Below are 17005 nucleotides of genomic sequence, written 5' to 3' on the forward strand. Positions count from 1 at the left end.
GTCCGGGATCTGGCTCTTAAGAGGTGGCGGGAGAGCTTTGCAAACTCTCTAAACGCCAGTGCCCACAACTACCGGCTACTGGTCAATGACGCGATCGATCCCACTGGGATTTGACTGTACGTTTTTAACCGAGGGCGCAACGGCAGTTGTCAGTGCCCTCTAGAGCCGCAGTGACCGATGTGGCTTTTCGGCAATGCTTTCAGCGACTGGATTTGGCTTGGCGGTGTGACGTGACCGCAGCCAAATCCAGTTGCCACCAGCATGTCAGCCCAGCTTCACCTTCGGTTCGCGCGCCCAGAAGCGCAGGTCGCCGAGCCTGGTGATGAAGCCCGCGACATCCTTGGCTGAGGCCAGCACAATGACCGCCTCATCCTCGACAATGCCTGCCTTGTCCAGCAGCGGGGCTGCCGCTTCGACGAAGCCGATGAACTTGCAATGCGCGAAGGCGTCGGCGACAAAATCGCGGGCGGTGGATTCCTTCAGCAGGTCGGCCATTGCAGGCTTTGCCGGCAACAGCGCGACCGCGTCGTAGAGAACCGATGGCGCGCCTGCGATCATCTGCTGCGCGTCGATCCAGCTGCCGTCGCTCGCCTTGGCGCCGCCGACTTTCGGCGCGATGATCTCGAACGTCGCGCCTGCTTTGGTCAGCGCCTGCTTCAGGCCATTGAGCAGAGCGGCGTCGGTGCCGTCGGTCACCAGTATGCCGAGCTTGCGGCCCTCGAAGCGGCCGGGGCCGTTCTTGACGATGCTGAGCGCATCCGACGCGGGGAGATCCCGACGCGTAGGCAACGCCGCATCGGCGGGCTTCGGCATCGCCTTCAGGCCGAGCGCATCCGCCACCTTGGCCGCCAGCCCGTCATCGATGTTGAGCAGATGGGACACGATACGCTCGCGGATGACAGGCGTTTGCACCTTGCTCAGCTCGAAGGTCAGCGCGGCAGCGATGTGGCCTTGTTCCACCGGCTGCTGGCTGATGTAGAACTGGCGCGCCTGGCTATAGTGGTCGGCGAAGGTTTCCGACCGCAGCCGTGCCTTCGGTCCGGCTTCGACTTCGGCAAAGGAGCGGAACCCCTTGGCCGGGGATTCACGCGGGCCTTCATCCCATGAATTGGGCTGGTAATTGGCCCGCCCGACCGGGTTGCGCATCGCCATGTGCCCATCCTGCTGGAAATTGTGGAAGGGACATTTCGGTGCGTTGATCGGAAGGTGGGTGAAGTTGGTGCTGCCCAGCCGTTTGATCTGCGTGTCGAGATAGGAAAAATTGCGGCCCTGCAACAGCGGGTCGTTGGAGAAGTCGACGCCGGGCGGCACGTTCTGCGTCATGAACGCGACCTGCTCGGTCTCGGCGAAGAAATTGTCGGGCATGCGATCGAGCACCAGGCGACCGACCGCGATCGGCCGCAGCACCTCTTCGGGGATGAGTTTCGTCGGATCGAGAATGTCGAAGTCGAAACTGTCGGCGAATTCCTGGTCGAAGAGCTGCAGCTGCAGTTCCCATTCCGGGAAATTGCCGGCATGGATGGCGTCCCAGAGGTCACGGCGGTGGAAATCGGGGTCGGCACCGTTGATCTTGACCGCTTCGTTCCAGGCCACCGACTGCAGGCCGAGCTTCGGCTTCCAGAGGAATTTGACGAAGGTCGATTCATCCTTGGCGTTGAGCAGCCGGAAGGTGTGGACGCCGAACCCTTCCATGAAACGCAAGGAGCGCGGGATGGCGCGGTCGGACATTGCCCACATGATCATGTGCATGCTTTCAGGCGTCAGCGAAATGAAGTCCCAGAAATTGTCATGCGCGGTCTGCGCCTGCGGGAAGTCGCTGTCGGGCTCGGCCTTCGCGGCATGGATCAGGTCGGGAAACTTGATCGCGTCCTGGATGAAGAACACCGGCATGTTGTTGCCGACAATGTCCCAGTTGCCTTCCTGGGTGTAGAGTTTTACGGCGAAGCCGCGCACGTCGCGGGCAAGGTCGGCGGAGCCCTTGTTGCCGGCGACGGTGGAGAAGCGCACGAAAGCCGGGGTCTTTTCGCCGGCGCGCTGGAAGATGTCGGCGCGGGTGAATTTGGCCAGCGATTCATAGGTTTCGAAATAGCCATGGGCGCCATAGCCGCGCGCATGGACGACCCGCTCCGGGATGCGCTCGTGATCGAAATGGAAGATCTTTTCGCGGAAGTGGAAGTCTTCCAACACGGTCGGGCCACGCGCACCGACCTTGAGCGAATTCTGGTCGTCGGAAACCGGGCCGCCCTGGGCGGTGGTCAGCACCGGTGTCGATCCGGTTGCCGTCTGGTGCAGTTCGCCGCCTTCGCCGCGCTGCAGTTTCTGATCATGAATGGTCGCGGCCGTCCCGGCCGGTTTGGATGCTTGCTTGGCCATGACGAAAAATCCCCTGAGGTCAATGCGCGGGCTGCGCTCGTTCCTCAATCTCCGTGATGGCAATGCGTTCCGTGTCGAATGCGGACGAACAAAGAAGAGGGCCGCCCGTTCGCACGGGCAGCCCTCGATTCACCTCGACCAGGACCTCAGAGGTTCTTGTTGATCGCAGCGGCTGTCTTGTTGGTTGCGTCCTTGACGGCCGACTTCGCGTCGCCGACAGCCTTCTGGACCTTGCCCTTGGCTTCCTGTGCCGCGCCTTCTGCGCGCAGGCGGTCATTGCCGACGGCCTTGCCGACGCCTTCCTTGGCCTTGCCGACGGCCTGATTGGCGAGACCCGATGCCTTGTCGCTGGTGCTTCCCATGGGAGTTCCTTTCGTGATTGTTTGCGGGGACCAACGTCGCTTTGTTTGGAAAGTTCCGCTCATCACAGGGGAGGGCGCCAAACGAAAAGGCCCGCCACCGACGCGAATCGTGACGGGCCTTCTGGAGTACACCGGGCGTCCCACCGCCCGGCTGTTTGGAAAACTTCACGGCGCCATGATCGTTCCATCACAACCGGAAGCCGCCTCCTCAGGGGAGCGGGCTTTGCCGATCATGCAGGTCTTCCTGGCGCGAGGTCGCAAGACTTCGCCTATGTCTCAAGCTTCAGCTCTTCGACAAGCCCTGCGGTTCAGATGCAAATCGAGGTGCAATTGCCCGCGGTGACCGCCGAGAGTCTCTGGCGCTTCAAAAGCGTCGGCTTGGCGTAGGTTTTCTTCATGGCCTATCCCCTGTGTGAGATCAGCTTTGGCAAGGGTTCGAAGGGGTGCAGTTGGCGGTCACGGCTGACAGCCTGTCACGCTTCACCAAAACTGGCTTCTGGTAGGTCTTTTTCATGTAATCCCCCGTTCTGATATGCCCGAGGCGAGCCCTGTCCCGGGCCGCTATTCAGGCCTCAACAAAGCGCCCCAAGCCCCGGGCGCACGATGATTTCAGTCCGCGCACTGCGAGATCGGACAGATAGCAGCTGCCACCGAGGACAGTTTCTGGCGCTTCAGAAGTGTCGGCTTTGCGTAGTTTTTCTTCATTTCATTTCCCCTTACCCCAACGTTAGCCAGCATGACGCCGGGGAAAACGCGGTGTCAAACGTTTCGGTCCCTCAGACACGAGCCATTCGTTGTTTTAGGGCTTGCTGATGCTAAAACCCCACAAAATGGTGCGAAATGGCTGGATTTCGCTTCAGAAGGAGGGATGGCCAACTGTTTCGGTTGCCGCAAGCAGACGCAAAAAACCCCGCCGGCCAGAGCCTGACGGGGTGTTGATTGGAGGATCAACGGATCGAATGGGAGACGATCCGGATAAGAAACGCAAACGCTGCGGAAAAGGTTCCGATGGCGGGGCCTCGGTCCGTCTGGTTGGCCGCGCGGCGCTGGGCCGAGCGAACAGGCATTTGCAGCGATCAAGGGTGGAAAACTAGCCGGATGGGCCGATCGGGCCCGAGATCACTTCCTGAGCCGTTACCGCCGACAGCTTCTGCCGCTTGACGAGGGTCGGCTTGTCATAGGTCTTTCGCATCGAGTCCTCCTGCCGTTCGAAGGGTTGAGGGTCGTTGCGTGCCGGCTCATTGTCAAGCGGGCAGGCAGGACGGCGCAAATGCGGGTACGGAAACGTCTCCTAGGCTGCCCTCAATTCCGGACCACCGGCTTCGACCGCATCCTCGACACCGTCTCGCGCTCGGCGCGCTTGGAGCGCAGCGGCGGCAGGCCGCGGTCGATCAGGTCCATGTCCTCCAGCACCATGTCGCCCATGCGCTTGAAGGCGATGTCCAATGCGCCGGCGCGGTGGGCCGAGCGCAGGAAGCCGGGCAGGGCTCGGACAGGATGTTCGCTCGCCAGCGGCTCTTCCGGGAAGACGTCGCTGGCGGCGACGATGTGGCCGCTTTTGACCGCCGCCATCAGCGCTGGGAAGTCGACGACGCCGGCGCGGCTGAGCAGGATGAAGGCGGCGCCCCTGCGCATGCCGGCGAAAGCGTCGGCGCCGAGAAAACCCTGGTTCTCAGAGGTGACCGAGGCGACGACGAAGATGAAGTCGCTCTGCGTCAATACTTCATCGAGCGAGGCCGGCTCGACGCCATTGTCGATCAGGATCGAGGGCGGCAGCCAGGGATCGAACACTTTTGTGCGGGTACGGAAGCCTGTGAGCAGCCGGTTCAGCGCGCGGCCGAGATCGCCGAAGCCGACGATGCCGACATCGGCGCCCGAAAGCAGCCGCGCCGTCAGATTGCCGTCGCCGCCCCACAATTCCTCGCCTTTGCGGAAGGCGAGGTCGGCATCGACGATATCGCGGGCAAGGTTGAGCGCCATGGCAAGGCCAAGCTCGGCCACCGGCTCGGCAAACACCAGGCCGGTGGTGACGACATGGATGCCGCGCGCRAACAGCGTCTCGTAGGGCATGTTGTTGAGCAGGTTGGTCTCGACATTGAAGACGCAGCGCAGCGCCTTCATCGTGTCCAGCGTCTCCGGCGAGATCGGCGGCTGGCCGAGGATGTAGCGGGCCTCAGCCAGTACATCAGCCGGCAGTTTGGCGAGGCCGTCGTCCGTGGTCTCGACAATGCGGTACTTTGCCTTGAAGCGCGCCAACTGCGGTGGCGTGAAGATCAGCTCGAGCGAGCGTGGTTCCGGTGCGCTGATGACCAGCGGCAAATCCTTGTTTGGCATGACGATTCCTCCCGGCGCGATGCTACCCGCGCGTTTTTGCTTTGCACATGTAGTTGTCGCAAAACCGCTGTAGAGTTTCGGTCGACATGTGGCTCGGCAGCTAAAATACCGCCGATGAACCGATTTACAACTGCGAAAAATCGATTTACTCATTTGTCAGCGGATAGAAAATGCCTCTGTCCGCGCCTCGGGAGGAGGASCAATGGCGTATAGGCAGGACCAGCAGCGGCGTCCGTCGATCCACGACGTAGCCAGCCGTGCCGGCGTGTCGGCCGCCACCGTCTCCAAGGTCATGGCCGGCGTCACCACCGTGAAGCCCGAGAATGCGCAGCGCGTSTTSGATGCCATCGAACWTCTCGGTTACCGCGTCGATCCGCTGGCCTCCGACATGCGGCGGGCCAAGCGCCGCATCATCGGCGCCATCATGCCGGAATTCGAAAGCGAATTCTTCGGCCAGATGGTCACCCAGCTCGAGAGCCTGGCCGAACAGCGCGGCTATACGCTGGTGGCGGCGTCGAGCCGCGAATCGGAAGAACGCGAAACCGAAATCCTGGCCCGCATGCATGACTGGCGGGTGGCCGGCGTGGTGCTGGCGCCGGTGCGCAACGAGCACGGCCCGGCGGCAGCCTTCATGAAGGCCAATGGCATGACCGGGGTGCTGATCGACCGCGTGCTGTCCGACGACGCCTTCGACACCGTGTCGGCCGACAGTGCCGCCGCCAGCGCCGAGGTGGCGAGCCAACTGATCGGCAAGGGCCACCGCCACATATTGGTGGTCGGCCTTGGCGAGCAGGCGGCGACGGTGCGCGCCCGTCTCGATGGGTTCCGCGCCACCGCGCTCCATTTGGCGCCGGATGTGCGCATCGATGTCGTGTTGGCCGAAACCGATGTCGAGCCGCTCAGGGCGCAGTTGCGCGATTATTTTGCAAAGGGCGAGCGCCCGACGGCGGTCTATTCGCTGTTCCTCAAGGGCACGCTGGTGGCGCTGTCGGAGTTCCGCCGGCGCGGCTGGCATTGTCCGAACGACATTTCGCTGGTCGGCTTCGACGATGCCGAATGGATGCAGGTGACATGGCCGGCCATCGCCGCCGTGGTGCAGCCGGTGCGGCAGATCGCAGGCCACGCCATGGAGGCGCTGTTTGCCAGGATTGAAGGCGAGGAGGGGCCGCCGAGAGCGCGGCTCGAGCCTTGCCGGGTTTTGATGCGGGAATCCGTTGGCTCGCCAGGCAGCGGCCCGCATTCCGGGGGAGGAAACCGACAATAGCCCCCATTGTCGACACAGTAGCTGCGCCTGGCCTCGGCTCGCGGCATCGGACATCAACCGGAGGAGAAACAAATGACCTCGTTCATCCCGAAGATAAATCGATTTACTKTGGCTTTTGGCGTCACCATGGCGCTTTGCGCCGCCACGGYGGCGAAGGCCGACGATGCCGAATAYGGCGTGCTGATGAAGACGCTGGCCAAYCCGTTCTGGGGCGCGATGRGCCAGGGCGTCGAGGMCGGCGCCAAGGSAGCCGGSGTGAAGATCTTCGAGCAGGCGGCCGAGAGCGACCAGGYAGCGGAGCCGCAACTGAACCTGTGCAACACCATGCTGGAGCGCAAGCCGGCGGCGATGATCACCGCCGCGATCAACTCCACCAACCTCCTGCCGTGCCTGAAGGTGGCGCAGGAGTCCGGCGTCAAGATCGTCGACCTCGACAACAATCTCGACCAGGCGGTGCTCGACAAGGAAGGCATCAAGGTCACCTTCCATATCGGTTCCGACAACAACGCCGCCGGCGCGCAAGGGGCCGAGTATCTCGTYTCCAAGCTCGGCAAGGACGCMAAGGGTCCGGTGCTGGTGATCGARGGCCTGTCGGGCAACATCACCGGCGAGAAACGCGCCAAGGGCTTTGCCGACAAGTTGAAGGAGCTGGCGCCCGGTCTGGAAATCGTCGCCTCGTTGCCGGGTGACTGGGACCGCGGCAAGGCGGCCTCGATCGCCACCGACACGCTGACGGCGCATCCCGACCTCGTCGCCATCTTCTGCGCCAATGACGGCATGGCACTGGGTGCCGTGGAATCCGTCTACGCCGCCGGCAAGGGTCCGCAGGTGACCATCATCGGCGTCGACGGCAATTCCGATGCCGTGAAGTCGATCAAGGACGGCCGCCTCAACGCTTCTGTCGCGCAGCTGCCCTATCTCGTCGGCAAGCAGGCGGTCGAAAACGTCAAGAAGGCGCTGGCCGGCGAGAAGGTCGAGGACAGCATCGCCGTGCCGACCCTGGTGCTGACCAAAGAGGTCATCGACGCCGGCAAGGAGCCGATGCTGGAATACGTGAAGTAGGAAGGGAATAGGGCAGTAGGGCAGTAAGGCAGTAGGGAAACCAGGCGGTTTTCGCGCCTCTGCTCTCTTCTGTTCACCTACTGCCCTACTGCCCTCATAAAAGGTGCACCCAAATGTCATTCTGGTCCGGGCTGCAGCGTGCAGCCGTTGAACGGCTTCATATCAGGCTGGAATCGCTGCTGGTGCTGGTGGCGCTCAGCGCCGTCATGGCGGTGCTGTCGCCGTATTTCCTGTCGCTCAGCAATTTCCTCAACATCCTCTTGGCCACGTCGACGATCGGCGTGCTGGCGATCGCCGCCACCTTCGTCATCGGCTCGGGCGGGCTTGATCTGTCGCTGGGCTCCGTCATGGGTCTGTCGGGCGTCGCCGGCGCCTTCGTCGCGGTCAATCTCGGCTGGTGGTCGCCGCTGGCGGTTCTCGCCTGCATCATCGCCGGCGGCGTTGCCGGCTACATCAACGGGCAGCTGGTCACCCGCGCCTTCGTGCCGGCCTTCATCGTCACGCTCGGTATGCTCGGCCTGGCGCGCGGGCTGGCTCTGGTCATCTCGCAGGGCAGGGCAATCTACGGCCTGCCGCCCGAGATCGTCTATATCGGTCAGGGCCGGCCGTTCGGCGTGCCGATGCCGGTCATCCTTCTGGTGCTGACGGCCATCGTCGCGCACTGCCTGCTTGCCTATACGCGCTTTGGCCGCCATACGCTGGCGCTAGGCGACAGCGAGGGCGCGGCGCGCGCCGCCGGCATCCGCGTCGAGCATCACCGCCGCATCATCTACACGCTGTCCGGGGCGCTCGCCGGCCTTGCCGGCCTGCTGTTCACCGCCCGCGTCAATGCCGGCGACCCGACCGCGGGCATCAATTACGAACTCACCGCGATCACGGCTGCGATCATCGGCGGCACCAATCTGTTCGGCGGCCGCGCCTCGATCCTCGGCACCATGATCGGCGCGCTGATCATGGGCGTGCTGCAGAACGGGCTGACGCTGCTGGCCGTGCAATCCTACTACCAGCAGATGGCGATCGGCGCGGTGCTGATCCTGGCGGTGTTCATCGACCAGTACCAGGTGCGCAAGGAGTCACGCGTATGACCCTCCTTACCCTGCAAGGCATCCGCAAGAGCTTTGGCGCGGTCGACGTGCTGCATGGCGTCGACCTCTCGGTCGAGGCCGGCGAAGTGATCGGCCTGGTCGGCGACAATGGCGCCGGCAAGTCGACGCTGATGAAGACCATCACCGGCATTTATCGCGCCGATTCCGGTTCCATCCAGCTCGACGGCAAGGACATCCTGCCGCTTGATCCCGGCCAGCGCCGCCAGCTCGGCATCGAGATGATCTACCAGGACCTGTCGCTGGCCAAGCAGCAGGACGTGGCCGCCAACATCTTCCTCGGCCGCGAGCCGGTGAAGAAGCTCTTTGGGCTCATTCCAGGCTTTGTCGACAAGGCCGAGATGGACCGGCAGGCGGCCAAGATGATCGAGCGGCTGGGCGCGCATCTGCCGTCGATCAACCGCTCGGTCGGCTCGTTCTCGGGCGGCCAGCAGCAGACGGTGGCGATTGCCCGGGCACTCACCTTCAACCCGAAGCTGGTGATCATGGACGAGCCGACGGCGGCACTTGCCGTGCGCGAGGTGCAGAGCGTGCTCGACCTGATCCGCCGGCTGAAATCGGAAGGCATCGCCGTCATCCTGATCTCGCATCGGCTGAACGACGTGCTGGCGGTCACCGACCGCATCGTCGTGCTGCGCCACGGCCGCGCCGAGGCCAATCTCGTCACCGCGAAAACCAACATGAACGAAGTCGTCGGCCGCATCGTCGGCGGCGGCGACACCAGCGCCGCGGCGGCGCACGAACAGAGAGGCTGAGATGAACACTTTTGGACTGCACACTTTCGCCATCGCCCCGGTCTGGGACCTCGACCTGATCGAGCCGCAGATGGAGCGGCTGAAGGGCCTCGGCATCGGCCTGCTCGAAATCCCGCTGCTGCGGCCGGAGGAAATCGACACCAAGCGTACACGGGCTTTCGCCGAACGCTGGAATGTCGAGCTTATTCCGTCGCTTGGCCTRCCTGCTTCACTCGACGTTGTGGCACGGCCGGACGAGGCGCTGGCCTTTCTCGAGCCGGCCTTCGGCGTCTGTGAAGCGGTCGGCAGCGCAGCCCTTGGTGGCGTCACTTATGGCACGATCGGCAAGACGTCGGGCCGTGCACCAACCGAACAAGAAATCGACGGCATGTGCCGCTTCCTGGTCCGGGCCGCCAAGGCCGCCAAGGCGCATGGGTTGAAGCTCGGCATCGAGCCCTGCAACCGCTACGAGACGCACCTGATCAACCGCGGCATCGACGCGACGCGGATCATCGAACGTGTCGGCGCCGATAACATCTTCATCCATCTCGACACCTATCACATGCATATCGAGGAGGAGAGTTTCGAGGCCGGCTTCAAGGCGGCGGCACCCTATCTCGGCTATGTCCATGTTTCCGAAGCCAATCGCGGCGTGCCGGGGCGCGGCATGCTCAACTGGGCGGCCTGCATGAAGGCAATCGCCGCCATCGGCTACACCGGCGCTATTACGCTCGAAAGCATGAACCATGTCGATGTCGACATTGCCGGCGGGCTGGCGGTATGGCGGCCGGTGGCGGACAACCCAGACGATGTCATTGGCGTCGGCCTGCCGTTCCTGCGCGAAGAGGCGAGGAAGGCCGGCTTGCAACTGGGGTGAGGGGGAAGACCCTCACGCCATGCCGGGCTGCCGCCGCGGTCCCAGATGACGCATCTTGCGGCCGAGGATCATCAGCTGCCGTGCCGTGTTGTTGCGCAGGCGCCGTACGCGCCATTCCAGTCCGGTTTCGGTGGTGATCCGCTTGGCATAGATGCTCACACGCATGCCTTCCTCATCGGAAGCCACCTTGACCGGGTCGTCGTAGAAAGCGCCGATCTTGTCAGCGGCCATGCCTGGCGTTTCCAGCCAGCGCGGAATGTGAACCGAATGGAGCTGATCGACATCGATCATGACCCTCCCGATGCCGACGCCCGGCGTCGGGCATGTCGTCACGAATGCATCGCCAATGAAGACCACCCCGTCGCGACGATGGCCTTGCGTCGTGGTCAGATTGACCTGCCTGACCTCGACGGGGCTCGCCACTTCGAAGTTGCCGCACTGCGCCGCAATTTCGGGCATCAGTTCGCAAAGCATTTTTTGCGGATCGGCGCGGAAATCCCGCGTCCACTGTTCGGCGACGGTGCGATAGACGAACATGTTCGCTCGCATCCTGTCGCCGATGGGAAAGACGGTGAGATAGGCGACGCGGTCCGAGGCCCGCTTGCCGTAGCAGGTGACGGCCTGATAGGCGCAATCACGCGGCGCAATGGCGAGGTCGAATCCCATCGACAGCGAATGCGCCTTCGACAGTTCGATGCGCTCGACGCCGATGGCGCGCCGCACCAATTCGCTGTAGCCGGTGGCCACCACCAGCAGGCGGGCATCGATGACGGTGCCGTCGGCCAGCACAAGCCGCTGCCGGTCCGGTCCGGTCGAGACCTCGGTTACCTTGCCGACCGTTAGCGGTACCTGCGACGGCAAGGCATCGCGCAGGCCATTGATCAGCGCGCCGTAGGAAAATGCGTATTCCCACTTCTTTTCACGCGCGAAGAATTGACCGAGGCGGAAGACATCGATGTCGGAAAACGGGGTGACGAGAGGCATGACCATCTTGTCGAGACCGAGCTTCTCGAACAGTTGCATCTGGTTCGCGCCGATCTTCTCGGCCCGGAACTCGTCATGATGGACGCGGTGCGGATCGATCAGCGCCACCTTGCGCCCGGCGTTTCCCAACACCGTTGCCAGGGTGGTGCCGGCCATTCCGGCGCCAATGATCGCCACGTCGACTTCAGCCGGGGCGGGCTCGGCGGGGGGCATGGCACCGCCCTTCATGCTAGTCATCTTCCGTCTCCACAATCTGTGGTGGAAATATCCCGTGGACCCATATCAACCTCAAGCAACCAGCGCGCGTGGCTGGTAGTAACGAATGTTTAGGTTAACGACGGTCGCCCTTCTGTTTCCAGCGCGGCGCGATCGCCGAGCCATCGATGAATTCCAGGCCGCCCGCTTCATTGAGCGTGTGCAGCTTGCGCCCATTCCATAGCGCGCCAGGAGTTAATATGGTCTCGACGACCTGCTCCATGCCGTTCAAATCAAGGTGAGCGACGCGTGCGATGCCCAGGGCGGCGCCATAACTCCTGCGGCAATCCTGCACCGGACGCAGCAACTGGCCATTGCGCTCAACCATGCGGCCGGCCGGCCGCGCCGAGGCGATATCGACCAAAACGGGATTTTTGGCATGAGGCGTCCAGGGGCCGCGAAAGTCCGGCGCCGACCACAGATGCAGCGCATCGGAGAAGGCACCGCCGCCGTCGCGGACGGTGGCGAACAGCCACCAGCGCCCGCCATGCTCGACCAAAGTGGCGTCGCTGGCGACGATGTCGGACAGCAGCGTCGCTTCCTTGACCCAACCGCCGGGGAAGGCTGTCGCCCGGTAGAGATCGACCGTGCGGTTGGCGCAGCTTTCCGGCACCATCCAGACTTCGCCGTCGCGCTCGAAGACGAAGGGGTAGGAGAGGTGATAGGGCAGGTCGAGCACCGGCTCGGGACGTCCGATCGGCCCTGACGGGCCGAACGGCACGGCGGAGATGATGGCCCGGCCCAGACGGTGGATATAATCCTCGACGAACAGGGTGACCTTTCCCTGATACAGGATCGGAAACGGATCGGCGTAGAAGCGGCTGCCGTCGTCGGGCAGCACCTGCCAGCCGGATGCCGGATGGGCGCGCAGGTCGTAGAGGTCACGGCCATTGGTCTGGCGCCAGCCGACCTTCCAGTGCGGGGCGTTGTAGCAGAGGTGGTAGATCTTCTGGACGATGCGCCGCGCCAGCGCCTTGCCTGCCCTGACGCCAAGCTTGGCGGGCGAGGGTATCGTCGGCGGGGTACCGGCCTGCGCCGGTTCGGGCAGCACAGGCACGGCTCGCGCAGCGCCATTCATTGCCGAGGGGGGCATTGCCGCGAGGATCAGGCTTGCCGTGCGCGCCAGCATGTCCTGGAAGGAGGCCAGCGCGATGCCGCCATATTCGGTGCCCAGGCGTCCTTCGGCAACAGTGGTGCCGCTCTCCTCGATGCGGGCAATCGGCGTGCGGCCGTCGAGGATCAGCGCCAGCAGAGCCGCTTCGCCGGCGGCGCCGTCATAGGTCACGCGCCAGACCCGCACTCCTTGCAGGCTCACGTCGCCGCAGAGGTCGATCACCAGATCGGGAGAGGCGGGTGACTGCGTGCGATAGGGAGCGAGCGCCGACCGCGGCAGGCGTTTGGCCAGCCCCTCCGCCGGCAGGCCATGGAGGACCGTTTCAAGCTGGAACAGCGCCGCGACACTGCCTGGGATGCCGCCGCCGGCCGGCTTGGCGTCGACGGAAACCTCGATCTGCGCGAGAGCGCTCAGCCGCTGCAGCAACAGCAGGTGGAAAGCACGGACACACTCGCTGTCTAGGCGCAGGCTCACTTGCATGTCGCACCCCTGGCGTTGTGATGTCTCGTGTCTGGCCGGTGTTCGATATCAGGGCAGGGGAAATGGCGGCACGGCAGGGCTGGACTTAAGTGCTGCCCCATTTCCATTCGTCTCCTGCTCGCTCGCGCCCGTATCAGCGCCTGTGCCTAATATTACGCAAACTCCGTGCCAAAAATGCGTAAACGCCCTGCCGAAAATCAGACGAGCTCTCAACATAATTAACAGTGTTTTAACAGTTCAAGGAATAGCTAGGCTGAGGCCGCAATTTATTCTTTTGGGGCACATGGAGTGTTGTCGGAGCGACCGTTGCAATCATCCCTGCTCTCGTTACCGCAACAACAAGCTCCGGAGGCGATGCAATATGCCCCGGAGCCGGTGCCGATGGCGACCTATTCATCCTCGACCGTCGAACTGGGTGACCTGAAGCGCATATTGGTGCGCCGCCGTTTCCTGATCCTTGCCACCGCCGCGCTGCTGACCCTGGTGACGCTGGCCTATGGATTGCTCACGCCGGCGCTTTACAGCTCCGTGTCGGAAATCCTCATCGATCCGCAAGACCTGCAGGTGGTCACCAACGACGTCAATCCGAGCCGCGTTCCGCCCGATGGCGGCATCACCATGGTGGAAAGCCAGGTCAGCGTCGTCCAGTCGACGGGCGTGCTGCTCAAGGCCATCCAGGCCACCAATCTGACCGACGATCCGGAATTCAACGGGCAGGGCGGGTTGTTGAGCCGTTTGCTCGGCGGCGTGCTGGGCTYGGGCTCGGCCGAAACCGACAGGACGGGCAAGACGCTCGATGCGCTGCGCCGGCGGCTGGCGGTTAAGCGGGCCGACAAGGTGCTGGTCCTCGACGTGATCGTTACCGCCAAGAGCGCCGACAAGGCGGCGAAGCTCGCCAATGCCATCGCGCAGGCCTATCTGGCCGATCAGGCGAGCGCGCGCGCCAAGATGGCCACGGACGCTTCCGATTCCATCACCGCGCGGCTGGATGAGCAGCGCAAGCGCGTGCAGAAGGCCGAGAACGCCGTCGAGGCCTACAAGTCCGCCAACAACATGGTGATGGCGGCGGGCAATCTGGTCAGCGACCAGGAGCTGACCGAGATCAACACGCAGCTCTCGGCCGCGCAGAGCCGCACCGCGACACTGAAGGCGCAGGTCGACCAATTGCGCCGGTCCGGCGGCGCGCCGGACGCCACCTCGGAAGCGATGCGCTCGTCGGTGATTTCGAGCCTGCGGGCGCAAGAGGCGACGCTTGTCGACCAGGTCTCGCAGCTCGGCACCGAACTGGGGCCGCGCCACCCTTCGATGATCGCCGCCCAGCAGCAGCTGCGCGACACGCGCTCGCTGATCGCGCGTGAACTCGGCCGCATCGGCGCTGCCGCCGAAACCGACTATGAGCGGGCGCTGGCCAACCAGCAGGCGCTGGAGGCCAAGGTCGCCGGCATGAAGAGCAAGTCGCTCGACACCGACCAGGCTTCGGTCAAGCTGCGCGAACTGCAGCGCGATCTCGAGGCAGTGCGCTCCGTCTATGCCACCTATCTGCAGCGGGCGCAGGAAACGCGCGAGCAGATCAATGTCGACAGCACCAATGCGCGCATCATCTCCAACGCCATGCCCGCCTTGAAGAAGAGCTGGCCGCCTTTGCCGCTGCTGCTTTTCGGCGCCCTCTTCGGCGGGCTGGGGCTCGGCACCGCGCTGGCGCTGATCGCCGAATATTCCTCGCCGACCGTGCTTTCCAGCGCGCAGATGCAATCGGCCATCGATGCGCCGGTGTTTGGCGTGCTGCCGGCAAAATCGTCCCGTCGCCGCTGGTGGCCTTTCGGCGCCGCCACTGCTGCAGGGCAGAAGACGGATGCGGTCGCGGGCCTGGCGCTGAGGCGCCTGTTCGCCTCCAGCCGGCGTCCGCCGAACTGGCCGCTGGTGCCGTCCATATTGCTGACGTCGCCGCCCGAGGACGCCGCGCATCGGAGCCGGGTGGCACGCCTGCTCGCCAATGCCGCGGCTGCCAGGGGCAGCCGTGTCCTGTTCATCGACACCAATGCCGGCAGCGGCAAGAAGGAGACGCAGCCCGGCCTCCTCGACGTGCTGCGCGGCGAATATGCCTTCGAGGCGCTGAGCCATTACACGGCAGGCAGCAATGTCGCGGTTCTGGGCAGGGGCCGGCAGACGGCCGTCTTCTCCGAGGCGCAGGGCGTCTATTTCACCCAGCATATGCTGGCCCAGGCCGGCCGCAACTTCGACCTCGTCGTCATCGACGGTGGCGCGCTTGCCGACAATCTCAACGCCTCGCCTCTGGTCGCCATGGTCGACGAGATCGTGATGGTTGCGACGCTCAACTCGACGCCGATGGCCGACGTCACGGCGGCCTCGCAGGCCATTTCCGTCATGGGGCGGTTGCCGACCGGCGCCTTGCTGGTCGACGAGGCTGCCTGACATGGCCACCACCGAGACTGGCACCGGGGCTGCCGGCTGGCCCGGTTCCAGTCAAGGCGGTTCGGGTCAGGCCACTGGGCGCGCGGGCAGTTCCGTCGACTGGCTGACCAGCTTCGGCCTGGTCGCAACGGTGGCGTTGCTGTTCGGCATCTCCGGCGGCATGTTGTGGCTGGTGGGCTATAATTACGACGGCCTGACCGGTAATCCCGCGACCAAGATCCATCCTTCGACCTATCTGCTCGTGCTGGTGTTTGCCTGGCGCGCCTGCACCTTCGGCAATCCGATCGGCTATGCGGTCGCCGTCGCCGACCGGCGTCCGGCCAGCACGCTGATGGCGGTCATCTCGATCGTGCTGCTGGTCATCGTCATCGCCAGGCAGCGTCCCGGCATGGCCGGCATGATCGACACCTTCGTGGCGCCGGCGCTGCTGGTGATGATGCTGGGCGAGGACGACGGGAAGACATTCGCCCGGATGCAGACCGTCGTTCACGCCATCATGACCGTGAACGCCTTGCTCGCTTTGTTCGAGTTCGCCACCAAGACGCTGATCTTTCCCTATCGCCTCGACGGCGAGGTGTTCATGGCCGACTTGCGCTCGACAGCACTTCAGGGCCACCCGCTGTCCAATGCCACGGTCACCTCGGTCTATGTGCTGGCGCTGCTCTCCGGTTCGAGATCGCTGTCCATGCCAGTGCGGCTCGGCCTGATCGGCTTGCAATTCGCGGCGCTGGTCGCGTTTGGCGGCCGCTCAGCGATGGTGACGACGATCGTGCTCGGCGGTTGCTACCTGCTCATCCAGGGCCTGCGCAGCCTGCGCACGGGGCGCGTCAACCTGCTTGGCGCGGCACTCGGCCTCATCCTTGCCGCGCTGGTGCCGGTCGTGATCGCGCTCGCGGCGTCATACGGTTTCTTCGACGCGCTGCTGGAACGCTTCGTGTCGGACAGTGGCAGCGCCAATGCCCGCGTCGAAATGTTCGAGCTCTTCAAACATTTCGAACTGCGCGACCTGATCGTGGGGCCCGATATCGATCTCATCGAAAGCCTGCGCCGCATCAACGGCCTCGAACAGGGCATCGAGAACCCGATCATCCGCCTGGTCCTCTACCAGGGCGCCTTCTTCACCTTGCTGTTGTTTGTCGGCTTCACCCTGTTCATGCATGAAGTGGCGCGCCGCTGCCATTCCGGCCTCTGGCTGACGATGCTGGGCTGGCTGATCCTGCTCAACACCTCCGAAAGCCTGGCCTCGAAGACGACGCTGATGACGAAGTTCGTGGTGATCGCGCTGGTGCTTTACCGGCCGGTGGGGGGTGGGGTGGGGTCGAAGGTGCAAGGAGTGCGCGGACCAGGGGATGGTCAGCGACAGGGCTTGCCTCTCCCTCGTTAGCGCCAAGCCCCCCGCGCTTCGTCATCAACTCTGAGAAATGGCGGCGTCCCTTAGTCTTGCATTTAGGGTAACGATGATCTTTCGCATGACGGCAGCGATTGCCACCATTGGCTTTTTTCCGTTTGTGACGAGGCGTTTGTAGAAGGGTGCGAATTCGCCCCTTCCAGCTGCGGCGCGCAGGGCTGGCATGAACAGCGCGGTTCTGACATCAGGGCGCCCGCCACGGATTTTGCGGTAGCCTTGCTT

At 63.9% G+C, this 17005-nt stretch carries 14 protein-coding genes and 1 pseudogene; 7 read left to right on the plus strand and 8 right to left on the minus strand.

Annotated features, from left to right (window positions below):
- Positions 1-264: 264 nt before the first annotated feature.
- The 5 genes from katE to AC1DX0_RS16575 all read right to left on the minus strand — a co-directional run bounded on the left by katE (position 265) and on the right by AC1DX0_RS16575 (position 5069).
- Complete coding sequence (gene katE, locus AC1DX0_RS16555) at positions 265-2373, minus strand: catalase (protein WP_477222674.1); 2109 nt, start codon at positions 2371-2373, stop codon at positions 265-267.
- 146 nt (positions 2374-2519) lie between these two features.
- Complete coding sequence (locus AC1DX0_RS16560) at positions 2520-2735, minus strand: CsbD family protein (RefSeq protein WP_019859538.1); 216 nt, start codon at positions 2733-2735, stop codon at positions 2520-2522.
- Between the two features lie 308 nt (positions 2736-3043).
- Positions 3044-3133 carry a putative RiPP precursor gene (locus AC1DX0_RS16565; RefSeq protein ID WP_477222673.1) on the minus strand — a complete coding sequence of 30 codons (90 nt, stop codon included), beginning with the start codon at positions 3131-3133 and terminating at the stop codon, positions 3044-3046.
- 692 nt (positions 3134-3825) lie between these two features.
- Complete coding sequence (locus tag AC1DX0_RS16570) at positions 3826-3927, minus strand: putative RiPP precursor (RefSeq protein WP_477222672.1); 102 nt, start codon at positions 3925-3927, stop codon at positions 3826-3828.
- 110 nt (positions 3928-4037) lie between these two features.
- A complete protein-coding gene (locus tag AC1DX0_RS16575; protein ID WP_477222671.1) occupies positions 4038-5069 on the minus strand; it encodes a hydroxyacid dehydrogenase in 1032 nt (343 codons plus the stop codon).
- Between the two features lie 202 nt (positions 5070-5271).
- Here AC1DX0_RS16575 and AC1DX0_RS16580 point away from each other — a divergent pair, with 202 nt between their 5' ends.
- From AC1DX0_RS16580 to AC1DX0_RS16600, 5 genes are all read left to right on the plus strand, one after another.
- Entirely contained in the window at positions 5272-6333 is a 1062-nt protein-coding gene (locus AC1DX0_RS16580) for a LacI family DNA-binding transcriptional regulator (protein WP_477356106.1), read from the plus strand.
- Between the two features lie 72 nt (positions 6334-6405).
- Positions 6406-7395 carry a sugar ABC transporter substrate-binding protein gene (locus AC1DX0_RS16585; protein WP_477356109.1) on the plus strand — a complete coding sequence of 330 codons (990 nt, stop codon included), beginning with the start codon at positions 6406-6408 and terminating at the stop codon, positions 7393-7395.
- A gap of 113 nt (positions 7396-7508) precedes the next feature.
- Positions 7509-8480: an ABC transporter permease gene (locus tag AC1DX0_RS16590; RefSeq protein ID WP_477222668.1), complete on the plus strand. Its 972-nt coding sequence runs from the start codon at positions 7509-7511 to the stop codon at positions 8478-8480.
- Positions 8477-9253, plus strand: coding sequence for an ATP-binding cassette domain-containing protein (locus AC1DX0_RS16595; protein ID WP_477222667.1), 777 nt, complete (start codon positions 8477-8479; stop codon positions 9251-9253). The genes AC1DX0_RS16590 and AC1DX0_RS16595 overlap by 4 nt, the downstream gene beginning before the upstream one ends.
- A 1-nt stretch (position 9254) precedes the next feature.
- A complete protein-coding gene (locus AC1DX0_RS16600) occupies positions 9255-10109 on the plus strand; it encodes a sugar phosphate isomerase/epimerase family protein (protein WP_477222666.1) in 855 nt (284 codons plus the stop codon).
- Between the two features lie 12 nt (positions 10110-10121).
- Here the strand turns inward: AC1DX0_RS16600 and AC1DX0_RS16605 are convergent, their stop codons facing one another.
- Entirely contained in the window at positions 10122-11330 is a 1209-nt protein-coding gene (locus AC1DX0_RS16605; RefSeq protein ID WP_477222665.1) for an FAD-dependent monooxygenase, read from the minus strand.
- 94 nt (positions 11331-11424) lie between these two features.
- The gene (locus AC1DX0_RS16610; protein ID WP_477222664.1) at positions 11425-12942 is read right to left on the minus strand and encodes a glucosamine inositolphosphorylceramide transferase family protein; all 1518 of its coding nucleotides are present in this window, start codon (positions 12940-12942) and stop codon (positions 11425-11427) included.
- Between the two features lie 354 nt (positions 12943-13296).
- Here AC1DX0_RS16610 and AC1DX0_RS16615 point away from each other — a divergent pair, with 354 nt between their 5' ends.
- Together AC1DX0_RS16615 and AC1DX0_RS16620 are read left to right on the plus strand one after the other, a co-directional pair.
- On the plus strand, positions 13297-15375 hold the full coding sequence (locus AC1DX0_RS16615) for a GumC family protein (protein WP_477356112.1): 2079 nt from the start codon (positions 13297-13299) through the stop codon (positions 15373-15375).
- A gap of 1 nt (position 15376) precedes the next feature.
- A complete protein-coding gene (locus AC1DX0_RS16620; RefSeq protein WP_477222662.1) occupies positions 15377-16759 on the plus strand; it encodes a VpsF family polysaccharide biosynthesis protein in 1383 nt (460 codons plus the stop codon).
- A 24-nt stretch (positions 16760-16783) separates the two neighbouring features.
- Here the strand turns inward: AC1DX0_RS16620 and AC1DX0_RS16625 are convergent.
- Positions 16784-17005, minus strand: a pseudogene (locus AC1DX0_RS16625) (IS110 family transposase); the annotation flags it as partial.

It is taken from the genome of Mesorhizobium sp. P3_A9 (assembly GCF_056402975.1).